20 protein-coding genes are annotated in these 23905 nt (G+C 68.0%); 11 read left to right on the top strand and 9 right to left on the bottom strand.

Annotation, left to right across the window (positions count from 1 at the left end; translation table 11 throughout):
- Positions 1-38 precede the first annotated feature (38 nt).
- The 3 genes from metE to aceA all read right to left on the bottom strand — a co-directional run bounded on the left by metE (position 39) and on the right by aceA (position 4721).
- Positions 39-2330 (bottom strand): 5-methyltetrahydropteroyltriglutamate--homocysteine S-methyltransferase, encoded by a 2292-nt coding sequence (metE, locus tag ACWFRB_RS23600; protein ID WP_452643668.1) that lies wholly within the window; start codon positions 2328-2330, stop codon positions 39-41.
- Between the two features lie 105 nt (positions 2331-2435).
- Complete coding sequence (locus ACWFRB_RS23595; RefSeq protein WP_077040593.1) at positions 2436-3332, bottom strand: 3-hydroxybutyryl-CoA dehydrogenase; 897 nt, start codon at positions 3330-3332, stop codon at positions 2436-2438.
- 99 nt (positions 3333-3431) lie between these two features.
- Positions 3432-4721 (bottom strand): isocitrate lyase, encoded by a 1290-nt coding sequence (gene aceA, locus ACWFRB_RS23590; RefSeq protein WP_097210198.1) that lies wholly within the window; start codon positions 4719-4721, stop codon positions 3432-3434.
- A gap of 442 nt (positions 4722-5163) precedes the next feature.
- On the opposite strand from aceA, the gene ACWFRB_RS23585 reads away from it, so the two are divergent.
- Complete coding sequence (locus ACWFRB_RS23585) at positions 5164-6078, top strand: MBL fold metallo-hydrolase (protein ID WP_452643667.1); 915 nt, start codon at positions 5164-5166, stop codon at positions 6076-6078.
- 21 nt (positions 6079-6099) lie between these two features.
- On the opposite strand, the gene ACWFRB_RS23580 is transcribed toward ACWFRB_RS23585, so the two are convergent.
- From ACWFRB_RS23580 to ACWFRB_RS23565, 4 genes are all read right to left on the bottom strand, one after another.
- Positions 6100-6816 (bottom strand): enoyl-CoA hydratase/isomerase family protein, encoded by a 717-nt coding sequence (locus ACWFRB_RS23580; RefSeq protein WP_452643666.1) that lies wholly within the window; start codon positions 6814-6816, stop codon positions 6100-6102.
- Between the two features lie 39 nt (positions 6817-6855).
- Complete coding sequence (locus tag ACWFRB_RS23575; protein WP_452643665.1) at positions 6856-8016, bottom strand: MFS transporter; 1161 nt, start codon at positions 8014-8016, stop codon at positions 6856-6858.
- A 23-nt stretch (positions 8017-8039) separates the two neighbouring features.
- Positions 8040-9272 carry a cytochrome P450 gene (locus tag ACWFRB_RS23570; RefSeq protein ID WP_452643664.1) on the bottom strand — a complete coding sequence of 411 codons (1233 nt, stop codon included), beginning with the start codon at positions 9270-9272 and terminating at the stop codon, positions 8040-8042.
- 513 nt (positions 9273-9785) lie between these two features.
- Positions 9786-10463, bottom strand: a complete 678-nt coding sequence (locus ACWFRB_RS23565) for a hypothetical protein (RefSeq protein WP_452643663.1) — start codon at positions 10461-10463, stop codon at positions 9786-9788.
- Positions 10464-10577: 114 nt separating this feature from the next.
- On the opposite strand from ACWFRB_RS23565, the gene ramB reads away from it, so the two are divergent.
- A complete protein-coding gene (ramB, locus tag ACWFRB_RS23560) occupies positions 10578-11990 on the top strand; it encodes an acetate metabolism transcriptional regulator RamB (protein ID WP_452643662.1) in 1413 nt (470 codons plus the stop codon).
- Positions 11991-12029: 39 nt separating this feature from the next.
- On the opposite strand, the gene ACWFRB_RS23555 is transcribed toward ramB, so the two are convergent.
- Entirely contained in the window at positions 12030-13097 is a 1068-nt protein-coding gene (locus ACWFRB_RS23555; protein WP_452643661.1) for an IS110 family transposase, read from the bottom strand.
- A gap of 511 nt (positions 13098-13608) precedes the next feature.
- Between ACWFRB_RS23555 and urtA the strand changes: the two genes are divergently transcribed.
- On the top strand, positions 13609-14883 hold the full coding sequence (gene urtA, locus ACWFRB_RS23550; protein WP_452643660.1) for an urea ABC transporter substrate-binding protein: 1275 nt from the start codon (positions 13609-13611) through the stop codon (positions 14881-14883).
- Positions 14884-14931: 48 nt separating this feature from the next.
- Positions 14932-15816: an urea ABC transporter permease subunit UrtB gene (gene urtB, locus ACWFRB_RS23545; RefSeq protein WP_452643659.1), complete on the top strand. Its 885-nt coding sequence runs from the start codon at positions 14932-14934 to the stop codon at positions 15814-15816.
- A gap of 28 nt (positions 15817-15844) precedes the next feature.
- On the opposite strand, the gene ACWFRB_RS23540 is transcribed toward urtB, so the two are convergent.
- On the bottom strand, positions 15845-16996 hold the full coding sequence (locus ACWFRB_RS23540) for an RNA-guided endonuclease InsQ/TnpB family protein (protein WP_452643658.1): 1152 nt from the start codon (positions 16994-16996) through the stop codon (positions 15845-15847).
- Between the two features lie 221 nt (positions 16997-17217).
- On the opposite strand from ACWFRB_RS23540, the gene urtC reads away from it, so the two are divergent.
- The 7 genes from urtC to ACWFRB_RS23505 all read left to right on the top strand — a co-directional run bounded on the left by urtC (position 17218) and on the right by ACWFRB_RS23505 (position 23855).
- Positions 17218-18336, top strand: a complete 1119-nt coding sequence (gene urtC, locus ACWFRB_RS23535) for an urea ABC transporter permease subunit UrtC (RefSeq protein ID WP_452643657.1) — start codon at positions 17218-17220, stop codon at positions 18334-18336.
- Positions 18333-19148 (top strand): urea ABC transporter ATP-binding protein UrtD, encoded by an 816-nt coding sequence (gene urtD, locus ACWFRB_RS23530; protein ID WP_452643656.1) that lies wholly within the window; start codon positions 18333-18335, stop codon positions 19146-19148. Before urtC ends, urtD begins: the two co-directional genes overlap by 4 nt.
- Entirely contained in the window at positions 19141-19848 is a 708-nt protein-coding gene (urtE, locus tag ACWFRB_RS23525) for an urea ABC transporter ATP-binding subunit UrtE (protein WP_452643655.1), read from the top strand. The genes urtD and urtE overlap by 8 nt, the downstream gene beginning before the upstream one ends.
- A 2-nt stretch (positions 19849-19850) precedes the next feature.
- Positions 19851-20561: a GntR family transcriptional regulator gene (locus ACWFRB_RS23520; RefSeq protein ID WP_452643654.1), complete on the top strand. Its 711-nt coding sequence runs from the start codon at positions 19851-19853 to the stop codon at positions 20559-20561.
- Positions 20562-20654: 93 nt separating this feature from the next.
- On the top strand, positions 20655-21536 hold the full coding sequence (locus ACWFRB_RS23515; protein WP_452643653.1) for an SDR family NAD(P)-dependent oxidoreductase: 882 nt from the start codon (positions 20655-20657) through the stop codon (positions 21534-21536).
- Positions 21533-22072 carry a carboxymuconolactone decarboxylase family protein gene (locus tag ACWFRB_RS23510; RefSeq protein WP_452643652.1) on the top strand — a complete coding sequence of 180 codons (540 nt, stop codon included), beginning with the start codon at positions 21533-21535 and terminating at the stop codon, positions 22070-22072. Before ACWFRB_RS23515 ends, ACWFRB_RS23510 begins: the two co-directional genes overlap by 4 nt.
- 166 nt (positions 22073-22238) lie before the next feature.
- Positions 22239-23855, top strand: a complete 1617-nt coding sequence (locus ACWFRB_RS23505) for an MFS transporter (RefSeq protein ID WP_452643651.1) — start codon at positions 22239-22241, stop codon at positions 23853-23855.
- The last annotated feature ends 50 nt before the right edge of the window (positions 23856-23905 follow it).

Genomic DNA, 23905 nt, shown 5'->3' with positions numbered 1-23905 from the left:
GACCCACAGTGGGTCCGGAGCCTTCTGCGTTTTCACCGCTACTCGGACGCGGCCTTCTCCGCCCTGCGGCGCAGACGACGCGCCGCGGCAACGAGGTTCCGCAGCGAGGGCTCGAGCTGCCAGTAGTGCCTGGTCTTGAGACCGCCGTCGGGATTGGCCCACAGTCGGTCCAGCTCCACCGATTCCGAGGCCTCGGTGAGCAGTTCGTCGAGCTCATCGATGTCCGGGATTCTGGCCGAACGGCTCTCGTACACACCGGGTCCCACGCCGTGGGTGAGCTTGCGCTCCTTGATGGCGTCGAGCACCCAGGTGATCGAACGGGTCGCCACGATCGCGGTCACATCGCAGTCCATCCGCTCGATCGCATCCACCACCGACTTCTGGGTCGTGTAGGTCAGGTGGGTGTGGATCTGCGTCTCCGGCTTGGCACCGCCGGTCGCCAGCTTGAACGCGTCGACCGCCCAGTCCAGGTACTCCTTGCGTCCGCCCGCACGCAGCGGCAGCAGTTCGCGGATCGCCGGCTCGTCGACCTGGATGATCGAGATGCCCGCGGCCTCCAGGTCGGCCACCTCGTCACGGATCGCCAGCGCCAACTGATCCGCGGTCTCGTGCAGCGGCTGGTCCTGCCGGACGAACGAGCGCGCCAGCATGGTGATCGGACCGGTGACCATGCCCTTGACCGGCTTGTCGGTCAGCGACTGCGCGTAGCCGATCCATTCCACGGTCATCGGCCCCCGCCTGCGGACGTCGCCGAAGAGGATCGGCGGCCGCACGCAGCGCGACCCGTACGCCTGCACCCAGCCGTTGTGGGTGGACGCGAATCCGTCCATCAGCTCGGCGAAGTACTGGATCATGTCGTTGCGCTCGTGCTCACCGTGCACGAAGACGTCGAGGCCGATGTCCTCCTGCAGCCGGATCGTGCTCTCGATCTCGGCCTGGATCCGCTTGACGTAGTCCTCCCACTCGAGCCGGCCCTGGCCGAGCTCGTAGCGCGCCTGGCGGACCGCGTCGGTCTGCGGGAACGAACCGAGAGTCGTCGCAGGCACCTTCGGCAGGTTCAGCTTCTCCTGCTGAGCCAGCCGGCGGACCTCGTACGGCGCCCGGATGCGGTCCTCGGCCTTGATGGCGTAGACCCGTTGGCGCACTTCGTGCTTCTGCTTGAAATGCACCTTCGTCGGCTTCTTGCGCCAGCGCTCGGACGGGCCCTCGGTGAGCGCCTTGGCCAACGAGACCACCTCGCCGACCTTCTGCTTTGCGAAGGCGAGCCGGTCCGCGACGTCGCCGTCGAGGTCCCACTCGGCCAGCACGTCGTACGGCACGTGCATCAGCGAACAGGAGGTCGAGACCACCAGGTCCGGGATCACGTCCTTGAGCGAGGACAGGTAGGTGAGCGTGACGAAGTTGTCTGCCCGCCAGACGTTTCGGCCGTTCACGACGCCCGCGTAGAGACGCTTGCGCTTCAGTCCGGGGATCTTCGCCAGCTCGTCGGCCGGGACCTTGCCGTAGACCAGGTCGAGTCCGAGCGCCTCGACCTTGGTTGCGGCCAGGATCGGCAGGGCCTCACCGAGATTCCCGTACGGGCCGGTGACCAGGATCCGCGGTCGCAGCGGCGCATGGGACAGCGTGGTGTACGCCCGGTCGAGCGCGGCCAGTTCCTCCTGCGTGCGGTCCTGGGTGAAGGCGGGCTCGTCGAGCTGGACGCAGGTGGCCCCGGCCTTGGCGAGCAATTCGAACAGCGCCTCGTACTGCGGCAGCAGCGAGTCCAGCAGGTCGAGCACCGAGAAGTCGTCCACCGCATCGGCGCTCGCCTTCGACAGCAGCAACAGCGAGACCGGGCCCAGGATCACCGGGCGCAGTTCGATGCCGCGCGCCTTGGCCCGTTCGAACTCGTCCATCAGCGCATCGGCGCGCAGGGTGAACACGGTGCGCTCGTCCAGCTCGGGCTGGCGGTAGTAGTAATTGGTGTCGATGAACCGCACCAGCTCCAGCGGCGGGAAGTCGGGCCGGCCGCGGGCCATGGTGAAGTAGAAGTCGAGTTCGTTGAGCTCGCCCTCGAGCGGGGCGAACCGGCCGGGCACGGCGCCGAAGAGCAGCGCGTTGTCCAGCACCTGGTCGTAGTAGGAGAAGGTGTTGCCCGGGACCTGCGTCAGGCCGGTCGCGGCCAGCTCGCTCCAGGTCTGCTCCTGGAGTTCCCGGCCGACGGCGATCAGCTCGGCCTGGCTGGACTTCCCGTGCCAATACGCTTCGAGTGCCCGCTTGAGTTCGCGTCGGGGCCCGATCCTGGGGTACCCCAGGACGCTGGAGCCGTAGGTGGCGGCGCTGTTGGACATCGTGTCGACCTCTCCCTCGATGCGCTTCGCGCCCGTGCGCGATCGGTACCCCGGCAGGGGTGAAAATCGCGCACGGGCGCCGAAGGTGCGTACTGGTGAAGCTGGCTAGCTTGCTTTCTTCGTGCTCCGACCGTTCTCGCCGTACTCATAGAAGCCCGCGCCGGACTTCTTGCCGACGAGACCGGCCTCGACCATGCGCAGCAGCAGCGGCGGCGCCGAGTACAGCGGCTCCTTGAACTCCTCGTACATCGAGTCCGCGATCGACTTGACGGTGTCGAGGCCGACCAGGTCCGTCAGGGCCAGCGGGCCCATCGGGTGGTTGCAGCCCAGCACCATCGCGCGGTCCACGTCGTCCTTGGTCGCGAAACCGGACTCGACCATCCGGATCGCCGACAGCAGGTACGGCACGAGCAGCGCATTGACGACGAAACCGGAGCGGTCGGCCGAACGGACGACCTGCTTGCCGAGGACCTCGCTGGCGAACTGCTCGGCCCGCTCGGAGACCGCGGCGCTGGTCTTGAGGGTGGTGACCAGCTCGACGAGCGGGAGCACGGGCACCGGGTTGAAGAAGTGCATACCGATCACGCGCTCGGGCGCCTTGGTGGCGATGCCCAGCTTCATGATCGGGATGGAGGAGGTGTTGGACGCCAGCACCGCGTTCGGGTCCGTGACGACCTGGTCGAGCTCGGCGAAGATCGCGCTCTTGACCTTCTCGTCCTCGAGGACGGCCTCCACGACGAGCTGCCGATCGGCGAAGTCGCCGAGATCGGAGGTGAAGCGCAGCCGCCATGCGGCCTGCTCCCGCTCGCGCTCGGTGATCTTGCCGCTGCTCACACCGCGGTCCAGCGACCGCAGGATGCGGGCGCGGCCGGCCGCCGCGAGCTCGCGGGTCTGCTCGAACACCAGAACATCGACATGTGCGCGGGCGCACACCTCGGCGATTCCGGCGCCCATGATGCCTGCGCCGATCACGCCGACGCGCTGAATCTTTTCGCTGGTCACGTCAGCTCCTCATCGTCTAGTGGAGTCGTCCGCACCGCGGGGCCCGGGCTGTGGGCCCCGCGGTGGGTGGGACGGGTCGTGCAGGTGAAGCGGGGGTTCCTAGTGGAACTGGCCCTCTTCGGTGGAGCCCTTCAGCGCCGCGGTGGACGTGTTGGGGTCGACCGTGGTGGCGATCTTGTCGAAGTAGCCGGCGCCGACCTCGCGCTGGTGCTTGATGGCGGTGAAGCCACGCTCCTCGGCGGCCTTGAACTCGCGCTCCTGCAGGTCGACGAAGGCCGTCATGCCCTCACGGGCGTAGCCGTGGGCCAGGTCGAACATGCCGTAGTTGAGCGAGTGGAAGCCGGCCAGGGTGATGAACTGGAACTTGAAGCCCATCGCGCCGAGCTCCTTCTGGAACTTCGCGATGGTCGCGTCGTCCAGGTGCTGCTTCCAGTTGAAGGACGGGGAGCAGTTGTAGGCCAGCAGCTGGTCCGGGAACTCGCTGCGGACGGCCTCGGAGAACTTCTTGGCGACCTCGAGGTCCGGCACGCCGGTCTCCATCCAGATGAGGTCGGAGTACGGCGCGTAGGCCTTGGCGCGGGCGATGCAGGGCTCGATGCCGTTCTTGATGCCGTAGAAGCCCTCGGCGGTGCGGGTGCCGTCGAGGAACGGGCGGTCACGCTCGTCCACGTCGGAGGTGAGCAGGGTGGCGGCCTCGGCGTCGGTACGCGCGATGACGACGGTGGGGACGTCCGCGACGTCGGCCGCGAGACGCGCCGAGGTCAGGGTGCGGATGTGCTGCTGGGTCGGGATGAGCACCTTGCCACCGAGGTGGCCGCACTTCTTCTCCGACGCGAGCTGGTCCTCCCAGTGCGAGCCGGCGACGCCGGACGCGATCATGGCCTTCTGCAGCTCGTAGACGTTCAGCGCGCCGCCGAAGCCGGCCTCGCCGTCCGCGACGATCGGGGCGAGCCAGTTCTCGACCGAGGTGTCACCCTCGACCTTGGCGATCTCGTCGGCGCGCAGCAGCGCGTTGTTGATGCGACGGACGACCTGCGGGACCGAGTTGGCCGGGTAGAGGCTCTGGTCCGGGTAGGTGTGACCCGAGAGGTTCGCGTCACCGGCGACCTGCCAGCCGGAAAGGTAGATGGCCTTGAGGCCGGCGCGCACCTGCTGCACGGCCTGGTTGCCGGTGAGGGCGCCGAGGGAGTTGATGTAGTCCTCGTTGTTCACGAGGTCCCACAGGATCTCCGAGCCACGGCGGGCCAGGGTGGCCTCCTCGACGACGGAGCCCTGGAGCTTGACGACCTGCTCGGCCGTGTAGTTACGGGTGAGTCCCTTCCAGCGAGGATTGGTGTCCCAATCCTGCTGGATCTCAGCTGCGGTCTTCGGGGTGCCGGTGGTCGACATCGAGGCTCCACTCTCTTGTATCTGCTGGTCCGGTACGGATGTACTGCTTCACATCCTTGCCAGGCCCTTCGTATGTACTTAACGAGAGTGGCACACACAAAAACTGCCGTCTACCTGTTGCTAATGCCAATCTTGGCTAGGTTTTCAACCGGTGTTGCTAACTTTGCAAAGTTCATACCGGCCAAGCGAGCGCTTGGCTACCGGCAAGTAGGTTGGCGAGCTACCGGCAAGTAGGTTCCGACCTGCGGATTGTTCAGGGCACGCGAACCGCCGCGGCCGCGCCGACATCCCGGCCCCGCGGAGGGCCACGCCGGCGCCCGATCACGGTGGACCCGACCCGGCTGTGAGGGCAATCACGTCGCCCGAAGGTCGCCGAACGACTCGTTCGCACCGTCGCGACGAGGTCCGCGCCGCCTGCCACGCCTCCGGCTAACGTGCCGGCATGAGACTGCGGCTCGGACGCCCCGACATCAACCGCTACGCCGATCGATTCGACCTCGCCCCGGCGACCGACGGGCTCGCGGTCACGTTTCTCGGCGTCGCGAGCCTGCTCCTCGACGACGGCTCGTCGGCGATCATGACCGACGGGTTCTTCACCAGGCCGGGCCTGCCGAGGGTGCTGCTGGGCAGGATCGCCCCCGACCCGGACCGGATCGATGCCGCACTCTCTCAGGCGGCCGTCACCCGTCTCGACGCGGTCATCCCGGTGCACACCCATTACGACCACGCGCTGGACTCCGCGGCCGTCGCGGAACGAACCGGCGGGCTGCTCGTCGGCGGCGAGTCCACCGCCTCGATCGGTCGCGGGCACGGGCTGCCCGCCGATCGCATCGCGGTCGTCGCCGATGGCGACTGCCTGCGGCTCGGGGGCTTCGAGGTCGCCATGATCGCGTCGCATCACTGCCCGCCCGATCGCTTTCCCGGCGAGATCACCGAGCCGGTCGTCCCGCCGACCCGGGTGTCGGCGTACCGGTGCGGCGAGGCCTGGTCAGTCATCGTCGACCACGCGGCCTCCGGGAGGTCGCTGCTCGTGCAGGGCAGCGCCGGGTACGTGCCGGGCGCTCTGGCAGGCAGGCGGGCCGACGTGGCCTACCTCGGGGTGGGGCAGCTCGGCATCCAGCCGGAGGGGTACATCGAGGACTACTGGCGTGAGACCGTCCGCGAGGTCGGCGCCCGGCGCGCGGTGCTGATCCACTGGGACGACTTCTCCCGGCCGCTGTCCGAGCCACTGCGCGCGCTCCCCTACGCGGGTGACGACCTCGACCGCACGATGACGGCGCTCACCAGGTTGGCCGACGCGGACGGCGTGGCGCTGAGCTTCCCGACCGTCTTCGCGCGCGAGAACCCCTGGGCCTGAACATCGGCCACCGTCCGGTGGTCACCCCTGCGCCGTCACCGCAGCTTCCTGCGTCTCCAGGCTGGCCGACGGGGTGCGGAGGGCGGCAACGGCGCCCGCGTACAGCGAGCTCTTGATCTCGCCGAGCGTGCGCCCGCGGGTGTGTACCAGGCCCTGAGCACGGCCGACCGCCTTGGCGAGCACGTCATCCCCGCCCGCGAGCTCGTCGACGAGTCCGTGGGCCAACGCGTCGGTCCCGCCGTATCGGCGACCGCTGGTCAGCGCGGAGTGCACCGCCCGCGCGGGCAGCCGTGCGGTCAGCAATTCGAGAACCCCCGGCGTGTAGCTGATGCCGACCGTGATGCCCGGCAGGCAGAAGAACCCGCGGTCACCGCGCATCACCTGATGGTCGTGCGCGGTGGCCAGGATCGCCCCGCCGCCGAACGTGTGGCCCGGCATCGCGGCGACGGTCGCCATCGGAAAGGTCAACACCCGCGCGAAGAGCGCGTGCACACGATCCATGTACGAGTTGAGCTGCCCCAGGTTCTGCGCGACCCAGACGGTGTCGAGGCCGGTGGAATAGAACTTCCCGACCGCGGTGGTCACCAGGGCGGCCGGGCCCTGGCTCGCCTCGACCTCGTCCAGCAGCGCCTCGGTCTCGTCGAGCCATCGCGGATTGAACGCGTTCTCCTCGTCCCGTTCACCCTCGGTTCCGAAGTAGAGGACGAACACGTCTCCCGAGCGCTCCATGTAAGGCATGGCGAGACGATAGCCCCCGATCGAGGACTCCGCCGGACGTCAGACCGTGCTCCGCACCGGCAGCGCCTGTGCAGGCATCGAAACCCGCATGACACCGACCGCCGTTATGGCCGCACTCGCAGCCGCCGCGAGCCCCGCGGTCGCCGCAGGGCCCAGCGGCGCCTGCAGTGCTCCCGCGATCATGAAACCGACCGGCATGCACACATTGGCGAGGGTCGCCCCCAGCGCGGCGACGCGTCCGAGCATCGCTTCGGGCACTTGAGTCGCCACGAGGACATCCGCCCAGACGCTGCCCAACCGAATCGAGGCGCCGACGAGGAGCGCCACCACGGCCATGACGGCAAACGGCGGATAGAGGCTCAGCGCCACAAGGCCGACGCAGATCGACCCCTGCGCCAGCAACGCCGACTGCGCTGCGCGAGAGGGAATCCGCTTCCCCAGCAGACTCGTGCCGACGATGCCACCGAGCGCGAACAGGGCCATGAGGTAACCCTGGGCGCCCGCGAACCATCGCTCGCCCGAGCCCGCGTTGACGATCAGGAGCCAGGCCGGGACCGGGAGTGCTGTCTGTGCCGCCGACACAAGGATCACGGTCCGCAGCCACTGGCTGTCCCTGATGAATCGGAAACCCTCGCGCGTGTCCTGGACAAACCCCGCGGGCGGGTCGCTTCGCATCGGACTCGGAGCGACCGCACACGCGGCAGTGGCCCCCACCGCAACGGCCGCGACGAGCAGGAAGGTCGACACCGTCGGGCCGGTGGCCGAGATGAGCACCGCCGCCGCCGCGGGCGAAACCACCTGCACGGTGAGGCTCAGCGAATGCCAGGTCGCCAGCTGGCGGGCCCGATCGTCACGTGGCACCGAAAGATAGACCGCGGTCGCCGCGGCCGGCTGCGACAACCCACTACACACGCCCAACGCGATCATCACGGGCAGAATGTGAAGTCCGCCCGCAAGCGCGGGAAGTACGGCAATCAGCGCGCAACGACCGGCATAGGTCGAAAGAATGATCGCCCGTTTGTCGAGCCTGTCCGCCAACGTGCCGGCAATGATCCCCGCGCCGAGAATCCCGACGCATCGAGCGCCGAACGCCAGCGCAAGCAGCGCCGCATCTCCCCCGGCCGAAATGACCAGCCCGGCCACTATCACCACGATGGCGGAATCCGCGACAGGACCGGCGAGAAGGAAGGCGAACCCCATTCTGGACCGGAGCTTTCCCCGCATCACGTGCCTACAGGGACGTAGAACCTCATCGAGAAGCCCTCGGGGGTGAGAGTCCTGCGCTCGTTCACTTTCAGTTCGGCACCCGACAGCTGAATTCGCATCGCGGAGTTCCGTACGATCTCACCCAACACGGTCGACAGCTCCCGCTCCGCGAACTTCGCGCCAACGCACCATCGCGGACCGCCTCCGAACGGGATGAACTCGCCGCGCTCCGGCGCGGCGTCGATCCACCGCTCGGGCCTGAAGTCGCCACCGGTCGGCGCGAAGGTGGGCGATACCCGATGGGTGACCCAGGTGGACACCATCACCACGCTGCCCGCCTTCATCTCCCAATCCCCGAAAGGGATGTCCTCGGCCGCGTCACGGCCCAGCATCCACGACGGAGGCCACAGGCGGAGCGTCTCCGACACCACGCGCGCGAGCGCGTCGGCGCCATCCTCACCCCGCAACTGCTCCTGGACAGCGCCGCGCCCACCGAGCTCGACCATCCCCCACAGGATGGCGGACGCCGGAACGCCATGCGCAGCCAGGAGAGTCGAAATAATCATCTGTACAACGTCTTTGGAGGGCAGATCGGCGCGGAGCAGGTCGTCACACAGCCCGTCCGAGCCCGGCGCCTGCGCCAGCTTCGCCACAGCCGATTCGAGATTGCGCAACGCCCTGCGGACTCGCAGATCGGAGGGCCGCCAGCGCAACCATCTGGGGAGAACGAAGGGGCTCGCCGTGATGGGGAAGAGTGAATCGAGAAGTTCTTGTGCGAGAGAAGGGATCTCGGCAGAATCTCGAGTTCCGAAGCAGTACCGGCTGATGGACGCGGACGTGAGGACCTGCAGGGCGTCGATCAGTTCTCGATCGCCGACCGCCCGCCCCAACCAACTCCGAACGAGCGCGTTCGTGTCGCGTGCGAGTTCGACCTGGTGGTCTTCGAGACGCTCGCGCGATGCCAATGCCGCGGAGGCCGCCTTACGCGATTTCATCCACCGCTGCACCGATTCGGATCCGAGGTCTCCCGATACCTTGTTCCTGAGGAAATTCTGTGTCGACAAGAACTTGCGATTCGACCCGACGAGTACGTCGTGTACCTCGCGGTGACCCGACACGAGGAAGGTTCCCGGCCAGAGTTCGACTATCGGACCGAGTGCCGCGGCGTCGAGCAGAAAGGCCAGCCGCCCGCGATCGTACGTTTCCGCCAGTGCGGCCCGCGATGTACCGAGGATTGGTGGCCGTGCCATTTACGTCTCCTTGTGAAAGTGCGGGCGGCCAAAACGAATTCGACCGCCCGCACTGTTAATCATTGTCAGGACCATTCGTACATGCCCGGCGCTTTTCGCGGCACAAAGCCGACCAGCGCGGCGACGGTGAACTTGATTCGACGCATTTCCTGTCCCTCCTTTCCGGTCTCGATGTGACATGAATAAGATTGGGCCATCGACTCGGGGACCAGAAGGCACCCAAGGTGTCGGATCCACCCACCCATCACCGGGCCGGTCGCGCCGGTGCCGTCGAAGGTGGGTGGCGGCATCACTCGGACCGGGGACCCACCGCCCGGGCAGCGGCGAGTTCGGCCTCCCGGGAGGTTCGAGCGACGAGCTACCCGAGAACGATCATCGATTCACTGCGAGTCCTGAAGGCAGAGAACGAAATCCGCGCACGACGACGAGCCCACGCGGCATCGACGTCCGGGCGGGTGAGGGTCGGGGAAAGCGGCGGGGGTGCGACCGAGTGGTCGCCGAGCGGAGGGCGAACTACGGCGCCCTGTGCCCGAAGGTCAACGCCACGTCCCACGGCGCGACGCTCCACGACTCGACGGCGGTCACCGCGAAGATCCCCGCGGCCTCGACGGTGTCCTCCGACGCGGGCGAGGACACCGACGTTCCTGGCCTGCCGTCGTCGGGCACCTCCGGCCAGACCCCGGTGTCCCGCGGCACCGGCGCCGTCTCGATCACCGCCACCCGCTCCCCCGCGTCGTCGATGACCCCGAAGAAGCAGTACGGCTCGGACGGCGCATCCCAGCCGCCGAGCTCCACCACCCAGTACTCGCCACGCTCGACGGCGGACGCTGCGGCGGCGGCCAGGAAGTGATCGAGGTCGGTCCAGGGATTGCGCTCGGGGCGGACGGGGTCGCCCAGCCGGAACGCCCGGGTCTGGGCGTCCTCCGCCGATCCTGGGAACCGCCCCTGCACCAGGAGGGTGCCCGCCTCGGCGTCGAGGAGCACCGTCTCACGGAAACGGTCGTCCGGCACGGAGGTACGGGCGATCAACCCGCGTCCCAGCAGGTCGCTGAGCCCGTCCGGGTCGTCGACGCTCCACAGCCTGGTCCCGTCCTCGGTCCACGTGCGCAGCAGCCCGCCCGAGACGGGGCTGAGCATCGCGGTGGCCAGGCTCGCCCCGACCTCGGGGCCTGCGGGCACGTCGTTCGTCATCGGCCCAGTGTCCCAGCGCGCCGCGTCGCCTCCTGCCCCGCGTGTCCCCTCGCACGGAGCTAATCCTGCGAACCCGTTGTTGCCAACCCCCGACACCCCTCGTAACCTGGAGAAATGGCGAAGACCTATGTCGGCGCGCGACTGCGTCAGCTACGCACCGAGCGAGCCATGAGCCAGGCCGCCCTGGCCCAGACGCTGGAGATCTCGGCGAGCTACCTCAACCAGATCGAGCACGACGTGCGGCCGCTCACCGTCCCCGTGCTGCTGCGGATCACCGAGGTCTTCGGGGTGGACACCACCTTCTTCTCCTCGCAGGACGACACCCGGCTGATCGCGGAGCTGCGGGAGGTCGCGCTCGACCAGGAGATGGGCATCGACTCCGATGCCCAGGAGATCGCGGAGATGGTGTCCGCGCACCCGAGCCTGGCCAAGGCCATCGTGAACATGCACCGCCGCTACCGCAACACCACGGCGCAGCTGGCCGCGGCGACCGAGGACCGGTACAGCGACGGCAGCGGTAGCGGCGCGATCACGATGCCGCACGAGGAGGTGCGGGACTACTTCTATCAACGGCAGAACTACCTGCACGAGCTGGACACCGCCGCCGAGGAGCTCACCTCACGGATGCGTTTCCATCGCGGGGACGTCGCGGGCGAGATCGCCCGGCGGCTCGAGAACGTGCACGACGTGCAGATCGTGCAGCGCATCGACCTCGGCGAGGGCGTACTGCACCGCTACGACCCCGAGTCCCGCGTGCTGGAGATCTCCCCACACCTGTCCGGCGGGCAGAAGGTGTTCAAGTTCGCCGCCGAGCTGGCCTACCTCGAGTGCGGGGATCTGCTGAACAAGATGGTCGACGAGGGGAACTTCACCTCGGAATCGTCCCGGTCGCTCGCCATCCTCGGGTTGGCCAACTACTTCGCCGCGGCAACCGTCCTGCCGTACACCCAGTTCCACGACATCGCCGAGGAATTCCGCTACGACATCGAGCGGCTGTCCGCCTTCTTCTCCCAGAGCTACGAGACCATCTGCCATCGGCTCTCCACCCTGCAGCGCCCGAAGCTCCGCGGCGTGCCGTTCTCCTTCGTCCGGGTCGACCGGGCGGGCAACATGTCGAAGCGGCAGTCCGCCACCGGCTTCCACTTCTCCTCCAGCGGCGGCACCTGCCCGCTGTGGAACGTGTACGAGACGTTCGGGTACCCCGGCAAGATCATGACGCAGATCGCGCAGATGCCGGACGGCCGCAGCTACCTGTGGGTGGCCCGGACCGTCGAGCGCCGGGCGGCCAGGTACGGCCAGCCGGGCAAGACCTTTGCCATCGGCCTCGGCTGCGAGCTCCGGCACGCGCACCGCACCGTCTACGCCGATGGCCTCGACCTGGACAACCAGGCGGCCGCAACCCCGATCGGCGCCGGCTGCCGGGTGTGCGAGCGGATGAACTGCCCGCAGCGCGCCTTCCCGCCGCTCGGCAAGGAACTCGACATCAACGAGCACCGCAGCTCGGTGTCGCCGTACCTCATCCGCTGACCCTCCACCCTCACCGCCGCCGCCCGCCGAGTGATGCTCCTATGAGTTGTCAACCCGTTCTGTGGAGGTGAGGACCCGATAGATTTCCCGGGCGACGGCTCGTTTGAGGCAGCGGATGATCTCGCGTTTGGTTTTGCCTTCGGCGAGGCGACGGTCTCGGTAGGCCTTGGTCCGGGGGTCGTTCTGGAGCCTGCTGAGCACGATGGTGTGCAGGGCTCGGTTGGCCTGCCGGTCGCCGCCGCGGTTGAGACGGTGCCGGCAGGTCTTGCCTGAGGACGCCTGGATTGGGGCAACTCCGCATGTGCTGGCCAGCGCCGCTTCTGAGGTGATCCGTTCACGGTTGTCGCCGACGGTGATCAGTAGCTGGGCGGCGGTGTCGGGGCCGACGCCGGACAGTTCGAGCAGTTCGGGTGCGGCACGGCGGGTGAGGTGGCTGAGGTCTCGGTCGAGTTCGGTGATCTCGGCGGTCAGGTGTGCGATGCGTCGGGCGATCGAGCGCAGCGAGGTCTTGGCTGCGGCGTTCAGTCCGCCCGTGATCACGGACTCGGGGCGAAAAGCGACACAGGTACCGATCAGTTTGCCGCGGGTCAGACCGCGCAGCTGTTCGCGGAGCTGTTCCGGTGCGGTGACGATGATTGATTTGAGGGTGGTGATCGCCTCGGCGCGGTCCTTGACTGCGGAGCGGCGGGCCTTGTGCAGCAGCCGAATTGCCTCGACGTCTCCGCCGCGGCTCTTGGGTACGGTCGCCGCGCGTCCGGTCAGGGCGGCGGTGGCAGCGGCGTAGGCGTCGACCGGGTCGGACTTGCCATGGGAGCGGCGGGCTCGGCGGTCGGGGCGGTCGACCTCGAGGACGGTCAGGCCGGCCGCTTGCAGTGATGTGGTCAGGGCAGCGCCGTAGGTGCCGGTGCCTTCGACTCCGACCGCGGTCACCACACCGCAGTCGGCGATCCAGTCGATCAGGTGTCGGTAGCCGGCCGGGTCTGCGGGGAACTCGCGGTCGGCGAGCTGGCGGCCGAGGTGGTCGACGATCGCGGCGTGGTGGGTGTCCTTGTGGGTGTCGACCCCGGCGCAGACCGTGAGGCTGACATCTGGGACGGTTTCGGTCATGCTGGGCACTGGTCGTCCTTGTCGTTGGAGGGCCAACGCGCCGACCGGGTCGGGTGGACAGCACAGTGACGGGACTTGAGTGCTAGTCAGGCTCCTATCAGGTCACACCCGTCCGGGCGGCCGCGTGCTGACGCGACCGCCGAGCGGGGCGACACATCACTCGAAGGACAACCCCTCACCGGGACGTCCTGCAACTGCGAGTCAACCCCGCCCGACGGACTCAACGAGTATCACTGTGCAGTTGGCGACGCGGCACTCGGCCGATGCCCCCGAAACCGCACACTCGGCGACGGCCCGAGCCGGCGAAACCGCTGCTCGGACAGACCTGTTCACCTGCCGGTAACCCGGGACACAAACAAGTCACGCAGTGACATTCAGGCGCAACAACGCGCCCATATCGTCTGCGCTCACACGAATACAGCCCTGTATACGCACCGCGGATACAGGGCGTGTTCGGTGTGCGGCGCGCGCTGTCCTGGCGGCCGCCTCCCCGACGAAGGAAAGGCTGTACATGTCCGTTTCTCGTAGGACCACGATCTCCAAGCGCGCCCTCGTTGCCCCTGCCGCCCTTGCCGCGGTGGGCCTGGTGCTCAGCGCGTGCGGCAGCAAGGCAGGCGACGACACCGCCGCATCCGGCACCGCCGAATCCTGTGTGAACACCTCCGGCGACACCATCAAGGTGGGCTCGCTGAACTCGCTGTCCGGCACCATGGCGATCTCGGAGGTCACCGTCCGCGACTCCATCGCGCTCGCCGTCGAGGAGATCAACAACTCCGGTGGCGTGCTGGGCAAGAAGATCGAGATCGTCGCCGAAGACGGCGCCTCCGAGCCGACGGTCTTCGCGGAAAAGGCCGAGAAGCTGATCAGCAGCGACTGTGTCGCAGCGGTTTTCGGTGGCTGGACCTCCTCGAGCCGCAAGGCCATGCTGCCGGTGTTCGAGGACAAGAACTCGCTGCTCTACTACCCCGTCCAGTACGAGGGCCTCGAGGACTCGAAGAACATCTTCTACACCGGGGCCACCACCAACCAGCAGATCATCCCGGCACTGGACTACCTGAAGGAAAAGGGCGTGAAGTCGCTCTACCTGGTCGGTAGCGACTACGTGTTCCCGCAGACCGCGAACCGCGAGATCAAGGCCTACGCCGCCGCCAACGGCATCGAGATCAAGGGCGAGGACTACACGCCGCTCGGCTCCACCGACTTCTCCACCATCGTCAACAAGGTCCGGTCCGCGGACGCCGACGCCGTGTTCAACACGCTCAACGGCGACTCCAACGTCGCCTTCTTCCGCGAGTACACCAACGCAGGCCTCAAGGCCGCCGAGATGCCCGTGGTCTCGGTCTCCATCGCCGAGGAAGAGGTGGCGGGCATCGGTGCGCAGAACATCGCGGGCCAGCTCACCGCCTGGAACTACTACCAGACCATCGACACCCCGGAGAACAAGAAGTTCGTCGACGCCTACAAGGCCAAGTACGGCGCCACCAAGCCCACCTCGGACCCGATGGAGGCCGCCTACACCTCCGTCTACCTGTGGAAGAACACCGCGGAGAAGGCCAACTCCTTCGCCGTCGAGGACATCCAGAACGCCGCTGACGGAGTCACTTTCAACGCGCCCGAGGGCCTCGTGACAATCGACGGCGACAACCACCACATCACCAAGACCGCCCGGATCGGGGAGATCCGGCCCGACGGCCTCATCTACACCGTCTGGGACTCCGGCAGCCCGATCGAGCCCGACCCGTACCTGACCAGCTACTCGTGGGCCGAGAGCCTGGCCAGCAAGTAACCGACCCGAGTAGCCGACGACAGAGAGTAGAGAGGACGGGCATTCGACATGGATGTCGTGATCGGACAGTTGTTCACCGGCCTGAGTATCGGGTCGATCCTGCTGCTGGCGGCGCTGGGGCTGTCGCTGACCTTTGGCCAGATGGGCGTCATCAACATGGCCCACGGTGAATTCATCATGGCCGGGTCGTACACCGCATACGTTGTGCAACAAGTGTTCTCGACGGCAGGGGCGTCCCTGCTGATCTCTCTGCTCGTCGGCTTCTTCGTCGGAGGGGCGATGGGAGTGCTGCTCGAGGTGACCCTCGTGCAGCGGATGTACCACCGCCCGCTCGACACCCTGCTGGTGACGTTCGGCGTTGGCCTGATCCTGCAGCAACTCGCCCGCGACATCTTCGGGGCGCCCGCCGTCAACGTGGTCGCCCCGGCGTGGCTGTCCGGCGGCGTCGACATCCTCGGCGCCGTCGTCCCGAAGACCCGGATCTTCATTCTGGTGCTCGCCATCGTCTGCGTCGCGGTACTGTCCGTCGCGCTCAAGACCACCCCGATGGGACGTCGGATCCGGGCCGTCGTGCAGAACCGCGACCTCGCCGAGACCAGCGGAATCTCCAGCCGCAGAACCGATATCACCACCTTCTTCATCGGCTCGGGCCTCGCGGGTGTCGCCGGTGTGGCGTTGACCCTGATCGGCTCGACCAGCTCCACGGTCGGCCAGTCCTACCTCATCGACGCCTTCCTGGTGGTGGTGGTCGGCGGTCTCGGACAGATCAAGGGCGCGGTGATCGCGGCATTCGCCCTCGGCATCCTCAACTCCTACATCGAGTACTCGACGACCGCCTCGATCGCGAAGGTCATCCTGTTCGTGATCATCGTCGTCTTCCTCCAGGTGCGCCCGCAGGGCCTGTTCGCCGTGAAGACAAGGAGTCTCGTTTAACGGTTCCCCAATCCAGGGGATTTCACGCTCAGACCGCACCCACAACCACCCCAAAGGAGGGTCGCACATGTCTCACGTCGTCAACACGAGTGTGGCCCCGTTCTGCCACAACCAGAATCACCCTGGCAGCGTTCCTGTCACGACTGTCGGTGAATCCGCAGTCGGCACACAGGAAGGTTCGTTGCTCGAGTCCGAGTCGCTGCTTGGCTCTCGCAAAGCAACTCGAACACGTCATGGTCGTGTACGCGGGCGCGATCATCACCACCTTCCTGCCGGCCCGCCTGGCACGATCGATCAGTTCCCGCTTCGCCGCACCAATCGCGGCATCAGCAGCCTTGCGAGCCATAACGGACTTCGCCAGAAACGACGGCTTGAAGTCCTCCACCGCAATCATCTGATGGTTATCGACTACCCGCTTGGCCCACACTCGCGAATCATGTTGGGTTTGACGCACGGCCTTCTTGCGCAGCTTCGCAGCCTCACGCTTGGCCCGCGCATACCCCTTGGACTGCACACTGCGCTTACCAACGTGGCGACGGGCCATCTTCTGCTGAGCTTTGCCAAGCTCGGCGGCGCACCGTCTTCGATGGCCGAGATAGGGCAGGTCGAATCCGGGGTCGGTGGTCGTGGCCGTGATGGATACGCCCCAGTCGATACCGATACCGCCGTCAGACTCGGGCGCGACTTCGGTGTCACGCCGGACGACAAACGATGCATACCAGTGCCCGAGGCTATCCCTCGATACACGGACACTCGACGGCACGGACGGCAACTCCCGCGACCACACCACTGGGATGCTGACACCCTTGGCCAAGATCAGGCGCCCATTCTTGACCGAGAATCCGCGCACCGTGTATTCCAAGGACGGTGCCGACTTCCTGCGGGCTTTGAACACCGGCCTGCCTCGGCCCTTCGCCATGAACGAATGGTCCAACGCCGCCGCATAAGTACGGAGCGTCTGCTGCTGCGCGACCTGGGACCCTCCTCGCAGCCATGCGTTTCGGGAGCGGGCTTCGGTCAGGAGCCTCCCGAGTTTCGCGAACGTGGGTCTGCACCCCGACTTCTGCTGGTGGACAGCCTCATTCCACAGATAGCGGGACCTATGCCATTCGGCTTCCAGAGCGGCTTCCGCTTGTGCGCCAGGGCGCAGGCGGTAGTTGTAGCGCACCACCTCATCCACGTCCCCACGATAACCCCGGCCACCGACAGTTCGCCGTGTCTTCCGTCGGCGCGGTCCATGTCGCTAAAGGACCTGAAGAACCATCGCTCTGAATCAAATCGCCCGTCGCCAGTGTGGGCGACGAACCCTTGGAGGCTCAACGTCATGCCAAGTCTCACCGAAATGGCCATCCGACCGCATCTCCCCACGGCTCAAGCCGACGGATCCTCGAGTGACGTCCGATGACCGCCGCTGAGAAGGTTCCCTGGTTCAGCGGAGGTATCCGCACCCTCGGCGGATTCGCCCTCGCTGCCCTGGTGCTGTTCGGCCTCGCACCGGCGGTGCTCAGCGACTTCCGGCTGAACCTGCTCGGCAAGTTCCTCTGCTTCGCCATCGTCGCCGTCGGGATCGGACTGGCGTGGGGTCGGGGCGGCATGCTCACCCTCGGCCAGGGCGTCTTCTTCGGGCTCGGCGCCTACATGATGGCCATGCACCTCAAGATCGCGGACGCCGAACTCAAGGGCAACGACGTGCCCGACTTCATGCAGATCGCGGGGATCAGCGAGCTGCCCGGCTACTGGACGCCGTTCACCTCGCCGCTGGTCACCGTGCTCGCCATCCTGGTGGTGCCCGCACTGGTCGCGTTCGTGCTCGGCCTCGGTGTGTTCAAGCGCCGGGTCAAGGGCGCCTACTTCGCCATCCTGTCGCAGGCGCTCGCGGCCGCCTTCGCGATCCTGCTGGTCGGCCAGCAATCGATCGGAGGAAGCAACGGGCTCAACAGGTTCCGCACCTTCTTCGGCTTCAACCTCAACGACCCCGCGAACAAGCGGATGCTGTTCTTCATCGCCGCCGGGGTGCTGCTCCTCGTGGTCGCGCTGACCCGGCAGCTGATGTACAGCCGCTACGGCGAACTGCTGGTCGCGGTCCGGGACCAGGAGGAGCGGGTCCGGTTCCTCGGCTACGACCCGGCGAACATCAAGGTCGTCGCGTACGTGGTCGCGGCCTTCTTCGCCGGCATCGCCGGTGCCCTGTTCGTCCCCATCGTCGGCATCATCTCCCCCGCCGACGTAGGCATCGTCCCCTCGATCGCGTTCCTCGTCGGCGTCGCGATCGGCGGCCGCGCCACCCTGCTCGGTCCGGTGCTCGGCGCCATCGGCGTCGCGTGGGCGCAGTCCACCCTGTCCGAGAACTTCCCGTCCGGCTGGATCTACGCCCAGGGTCTGCTGTTCGTCGTGGTCGTCGGCTTCTTCCCCGCGGGCGTCGCGGGGCTGATCGAGCTGATCCGGCGCCGCAGGCCGCGCGTCGACGCCCCCCGTGACGAGACCCCCGATGCCCTTCCCGAACTCGAGGTGGCCCGATGACCAACGCGAGCGCTCCAGCGTTCGGCGGCAACGCCGGAATGTCCAGCCAGTACCTCGAGGTCCGGGACCTGCGGGTGACGTTCGACGGGTTCACCGCCGTCGACGGGGTCGACCTGACCCTGATGCAGGGCGACCTGCGCTTCCTCATCGGCCCCAACGGCGCGGGCAAGACCACCCTGGTCGACGCGATCACCGGCCTGGTGCCCGCGACCGGCTCGGTCGCCAAGTCGGGGGTGGAGCTGATCGGCAAGAAGGTGCACAAGATCGCCCGGCTCGGTGTCGGCCGAACCTTCCAGACGGCAAGCGTTTTCGAGCAGCTCAGCGTCCTGCAGAACCTCGACATCGCGGCGGGCGCGGGTCGCTCCGCGCTGACCCTGCTCCGCCGCCGCGGCGCCGTCAGCCCACGGATCGAGGAGGCGCTCGAGATCACCGGCCTCGGCCACCTGCGCGACAAGCCGGCAGGCATTCTCGCGCACGGGCAGAAGCAGTGGCTCGAGATCGGCATGCTGCTGGTACAGAACGCCGACGTGCTGCTGCTCGACGAACCCGTCGCTGGCATGAGCCACGACGAACGTGAGGAGACCGGAAACCTGCTGCGGCGCATCGGCGGTGAGCGAACGGTCGTCGTCGTCGAGCACGACATGGACTTCATGCGCGCATTCGCCACCTCCGTCACCGTGCTGCACGCGGGCAAGGTCCTCGCCGAGGGCACCGTGGAGGAGGTCCAGGCCGACCCGAAGGTGCAGCAGGTCTACCTCGGCACCGCCTCCGCCGCCGAGCCCACCGCCACAAAGGAGACCGAGAATGCTTGAGCTGAGGGATGTTCGCGCCGGCTACGGTCGCACCGAGGTCATCCATGGCGTGACCGTCGAGGTGCCCGCCGACGGGGTGGCCGCGGTGATGGGTCACAACGGGGCGGGCAAGACCACCCTGCTCCGGGCCGCGGTCGGGTTGCTGAAGATCAACTCGGGCCAGGTGCTCTTCGACGGCGAAGACGTCAGCAAGCTGCGCCCCAGCGCCAGGGTGGCCCGCGGCCTGGCCTATGTACCGCAGGGACAGCAGTCCTTCGGGCAGCTCACCACGGCGGAGAACCTGCAGGTCGTGGCCGACGGTCGCAAGCGGGGACGGGCGCTGATCGACGAATCACTCGACCTGTTCCCCGCTCTCAAGGGCCTGCTCGCCCGGCGGGCCGGGCTGCTCTCCGGCGGCCAGCGGCAGCAGCTCGCGATCGCCCGCGCCCTGATCACCGAGCCGCGGATGCTCATCCTGGACGAGCCGACCGAGGGTATCCAGCCGTCCGTGGTCGCCGAGATCGAGAGCACCATCGTCGCGCTCACTGGCCGTGGCGGACTCGGCGTACTGCTGGTGGAGCAGCACATCGGCTTCGCACTGCAGGCGGCGCAGAGCTACTACGTGCTCGAATCCGGACGGATCACCTCGACCGGCGAAGGCGGCCGCGGCGTCCGTTCGCCCGGCGCGGAGTCCGCTGTCCGCGCGGCGATGGCCATCTGACCATGGCCGCGAGATCGCGGGCGCGTCAGGAACATTCACACCTCGGCGAGCAGGTGTACCGGGCGCTCCGCGATGACCTGGTCTGCGGGCGGTTCAGCCCGCTCGACCGGCTGGGCGAGGAGCGTCTCGCCGAGCTGTACGGCGTCTCCCGCACCCCGGTGCGGGAGGCGCTGGCCCGGTTGCTGTCGGAGGAGCTCGTCGCCCGCGAGGACGGCGGGCTCTTCCCCTACCGGCCGAGATTCGAGGATCTGCACGGCCTGTACGAGCTCCGGATGACCGTCGAGATGAGGGGTATCGACCGGGTCATCGAGGACCGCAGGCTCGAGCACGCTCAGGACATCCTGCACGCCGAGCTCGAGCGCTGGACCCGGATGCGGGCGGAGCCACCGGCTCCGGGCCCGGACTTCATCGCGAGCGACGAGGCCTTCCACGCCGCACTGCTGCGAGCCTCGGGCAACCCGGCACTGACCGAGGCGCTCGACTCGGTGCACAGCAAGCTGCGCCCGGTGCGCCGGCTGGACCCGTGGACGCAGGAACGTGTGCGCGCCACCATCGACTCGCACCTGAAGATCGTCCGCGGCCTGCTCGCCGGGGACCTGGGGCCCGCGGCCGGGGAACTGCACCTGCACCTGCTCAGGTCGAGGGACCTGGTCGTCGAGCGCACCGGCCAGGCGGTGGCCAGCTCCGCGATGGCCCGTGCGATCCGCGAGTAGCCGTCCGCACCGCGAATGTGCGCCGCTCCCGGGGACGTCCGGTGTAGCGTTTTTTCCTACCGTTGAGTAAGGACAAGAGGGTGTGGAAACGCGATGGCAAGAAGTCTCGAGGAGGGGCTGGCTGGGCGCCGCGTCCTGATCACCGGCGCGGCCAGGAGCATCGGGGCCGCCCTCGCCAAGCGGCTGCACGCGCACGGCGCGAAGGTCGGCCTGCTGGGGCTCGAGCGTGAACTGCTCGAGCAGGTGGCCACGGCGTGCGGGAACGCCCCCTGGCGCTACTGCGACGTGCGCGACCACACCCAGGTAGACACGGCCGTCGCCGGGATCGTCGACGAACTGGGCGGGCTCGACGTGGTGATCGCCAACGCGGGCGTCGGGGCGCAGCTGCCGATGCTCGGCGGCGACCCGGCCGTCATGCAGCGCATCGTCGACGTCAACCTGATGGGCACCTACTACACCCTGCGCGCGGCGGGCGAGCACATCGGACACCGCGACGGCTACGCGCTGATCATCACCTCCGGAGCCGTGGGGGCGCAGCTCCCCCTACTCGGGGCGTACAGCGCGACGGCAGCCGCGGCGGAGGCGCTCGGCAACACGCTGCGGGTGGAGATGCGCCACCTCGGCACCCGCGTCGGCGTCGGGTACCTGGGCGAGATCGACACCGACATGATCTCGATCGGCTTCGACACGGCCGCCGCGGACAAGATCAAGTGGTCGGGCATGTTCACCGCGATGTCCCCGCTCGAGGTCGCGATCACCGCCTTCGAGAAGGGAATCGCGCGACGCCGCAAGCGGATCTACGCGCCGGGCTGGGTCGGCGGGCTGCTGCATTGCCGGATGGCGGCGCAGCGGATCGTCGAGCTCCGGCCGCAGCCGCAGATGGCGCAGGCGCTGGCCATCGCGCGAACCGAGCACACCAGGTACACCACCGTGCAACCCGAGCTGCCGCGCCGTCTCTCGGACAGCGCCCGATGAGCGCGCGGATCACCCCCGGCCGGCTGCGCCAGCTCGGGCCGATCAACTGGGTGGTGTGGCGGGTGCTGTCGACGGTCTCGGGCACCCCTGACGCGCACCTGTTCAGCACGCTCGGCCGCACCAAGGGCACCTTCCGCGGCTGGCTGCACTTCGGCGCGGGACTGATGCCGGGCGGCCGGATCTCCCGGCACGACACCGAGTTGATCATCCTGCGCGTCGCGCACCTGCGCGGCTGCGACTACGAGATGGACCACCACATCCGGCTGGGTAGGCGAGCCGGGGTGACCCCCGAGCTGCTCGACCGGGTGCTGGCCGGGCCGGAGGCACCAGGCTGGAGCGATCGGCACCGGGCGATGCTGGCGGCGGTCGACACGCTGGTCGCCACGAAGGACCTCGACGACGCGCACTGGTCGGCGCTGGCCGCGCATCTCGACGAGCGCCGGATGATCGAATTCCTGCTGCTGGTCGGCCAGTACGACATGCTCGCCACCACGATCGGCACGCTGCGCCTGGACCGGGACGCCTTCCGCCGCTAGCCCCGGCCGTGTTCACACCCGCACGCCCACGGCAAGCCGGGACGGCCCGATGTGATGATGGCAACCCGACCAGCCGTTTTCATTGACCGTCGGTCGCGCCCGTCGGTAGCGTCCGGCCTCTTGGGCCGTGACGCGAGTCCGTGCCTCCTGACGGCGGGAATTCAGCATGTCCACTGGCACACGGGACCTCGACGACGACGTCGCGGGCTCCGCGATCAGCGAGAACCCGAACCACGAGCGGCGCTGGCTGGTGCTGTGCATCGTCGCGCTCGCGCAGCTCACCGTGGTCCTCGACGGCACCATCGTCTCGATCGCGCTGCCCGACGCCCAGATCGAGCTGGGCATCAGCGACTCCGACCGCCAGTGGGTGGTCACGGCGTACGCGCTCGCGTTCGGCGCGCTGCTGTTGCTCGGCGGACGCGTCGCCGACTACTGGGGGCGTAAGCGTTCGTTCATGGTCGGCATGGCCGGGTTCGCCGCCGCCTCCGCGATCGGCGGCTTCGCCCAGAACGGCATGCAGCTGTTCACCGCCCGCGCTCTGCAGGGCGTGTTCGCGGCGCTGCTCGCCCCGGCCGCGCTTGCCATCCTCACCACTACCTTCATCGGTGAGAAGGAGCGCGCCAAGGCCTTCGCCGTGTTCGGCGCGATCTCCGGCGGCGGCGCCGCCATCGGCCTGCTGCTCGGCGGCTTCCTCACCCAGTACGTCGACTGGCGCTGGTGCCTGCTGGTGAACATCCCGGTCGCGGTCTTCGCGATCGCCGTCACCGCACCGATCGTCAGGGAGACCAAGGCGCACGGCGACACCAGCTACGACATCCCCGGCACCGTGCTCATCGCGATCGGCCTCGGCTCCCTCGTCTACGGCTTCACCCAGGCGGAGAAGCACGGCTGGGCGTCGACCCAGACCGTCGGCTTCATCGGCCTCGGACTGGTCGCGCTGGCGCTGTTCGTCCTGGTCGAGAAGCGCTCGAAGAACCCGCTGCTGCCGCTGTCGGTGCCGTGGCATCGCGACCGCGGCGCCTCGTTCATCGGCTCGATGCTGGTGGGCTCCGCGCTGCTCGGCGGCACCCTGTACCTGACCTTCTACCTGCAGATCGTGCTCGGCTTCAGCCCGGTGGCCGCCGGATTCGGCTCACTGCCGATGGCGATCTTCATCGTGATGGCGGCGGGCATCTCGGCCCAGCTGAGCACCAAGATCGGGCCGAAGCCGCTGATGATCGTCGGGCCGCTGGTCGCCGCGTTCGGGCTGGCGCTGCTGACTCAGATCGGCGTGGACAGCTCGTACTGGACGCACGTGCTCCCCGGCCTTGCCACGTTCGGGTTCGGCCTCGGTCTGCTGATGGTGCCGATGCAGAACCTGTCGCTGATCGGCGTCAAGGATCACGACGCGGGCGCGGCGAGCGCGCTGGCCAACGCCACCATCCAGATCGGCGGGGCACTGGGCACCGCGCTCTTCACCACGATCTACGTCTCCGCGAAGTCGGCGTGGGGCTCGGCCAACGCCGCCCCGACCCCGCCCGCGGGCGTCCCGGCGAGCGCGATCCCGGCGGACCTGGCCACTGCCGTACCGCCGACCGCGGAGGAACTGGCCGCGCTGCCCGCCCCGGTGCAGGAGTTCATCGGCTCGTTCAAGGAGTACGCGTTCACCGCCGAGGTCTCCGGCTACGCGCACGTCTTCGGCTGGGCCGCGGCGCTGATCGCCGTGATCACCCCGCTGGTGGTCGTCCTGGTCCGCGCGAAGAAGGGCGATCTACCCGACGAGGCCCCGGTCGGGATGCACTAGGCGGCTACGCCACCCGTGCGCGGTTGACGAGTGCAGGGACTCGTCAACCG

Source organism: Rhodococcus sp. NPDC055112, from assembly GCF_053607505.1.
This window is presented reverse-complemented; position numbering and strand designations above follow the sequence as displayed.

Coding starts and splice junctions, on each gene's coding strand:
- metE (WP_452643668.1), bottom strand. CDS start 2,330: ATGTCCAACAGCGCCGCCACCTACGGCTCCAGCGTCCTGGGGTACCCC.
- aceA (WP_097210198.1), bottom strand. CDS start 4,721: ATGTCGACCACCGGCACCCCGAAGACCGCAGCTGAGATCCAGCAGGAT.
- ACWFRB_RS23585 (WP_452643667.1), top strand. CDS start 5,164: ATGAGACTGCGGCTCGGACGCCCCGACATCAACCGCTACGCCGATCGA.
- ACWFRB_RS23580 (WP_452643666.1), bottom strand. CDS start 6,816: ATGCCTTACATGGAGCGCTCGGGAGACGTGTTCGTCCTCTACTTCGGA.
- ACWFRB_RS23575 (WP_452643665.1), bottom strand. CDS start 8,016: ATGGGGTTCGCCTTCCTTCTCGCCGGTCCTGTCGCGGATTCCGCCATC.
- ACWFRB_RS23570 (WP_452643664.1), bottom strand. CDS start 9,272: ATGGCACGGCCACCAATCCTCGGTACATCGCGGGCCGCACTGGCGGAA.
- ACWFRB_RS23565 (WP_452643663.1), bottom strand. CDS start 10,463: ATGACGAACGACGTGCCCGCAGGCCCCGAGGTCGGGGCGAGCCTGGCC.
- ramB (WP_452643662.1), top strand. CDS start 10,578: ATGGCGAAGACCTATGTCGGCGCGCGACTGCGTCAGCTACGCACCGAG.
- ACWFRB_RS23555 (WP_452643661.1), bottom strand. CDS start 13,097: ATGACCGAAACCGTCCCAGATGTCAGCCTCACGGTCTGCGCCGGGGTC.
- urtA (WP_452643660.1), top strand. CDS start 13,609: ATGTCCGTTTCTCGTAGGACCACGATCTCCAAGCGCGCCCTCGTTGCC.
- urtB (WP_452643659.1), top strand. CDS start 14,932: ATGGATGTCGTGATCGGACAGTTGTTCACCGGCCTGAGTATCGGGTCG.
- urtC (WP_452643657.1), top strand. CDS start 17,218: ATGACCGCCGCTGAGAAGGTTCCCTGGTTCAGCGGAGGTATCCGCACC.
- urtD (WP_452643656.1), top strand. CDS start 18,333: ATGACCAACGCGAGCGCTCCAGCGTTCGGCGGCAACGCCGGAATGTCC.
- urtE (WP_452643655.1), top strand. CDS start 19,141: ATGCTTGAGCTGAGGGATGTTCGCGCCGGCTACGGTCGCACCGAGGTC.
- ACWFRB_RS23520 (WP_452643654.1), top strand. CDS start 19,851: ATGGCCGCGAGATCGCGGGCGCGTCAGGAACATTCACACCTCGGCGAG.
- ACWFRB_RS23515 (WP_452643653.1), top strand. CDS start 20,655: ATGGCAAGAAGTCTCGAGGAGGGGCTGGCTGGGCGCCGCGTCCTGATC.
- ACWFRB_RS23510 (WP_452643652.1), top strand. CDS start 21,533: ATGAGCGCGCGGATCACCCCCGGCCGGCTGCGCCAGCTCGGGCCGATC.
- ACWFRB_RS23505 (WP_452643651.1), top strand. CDS start 22,239: ATGTCCACTGGCACACGGGACCTCGACGACGACGTCGCGGGCTCCGCG.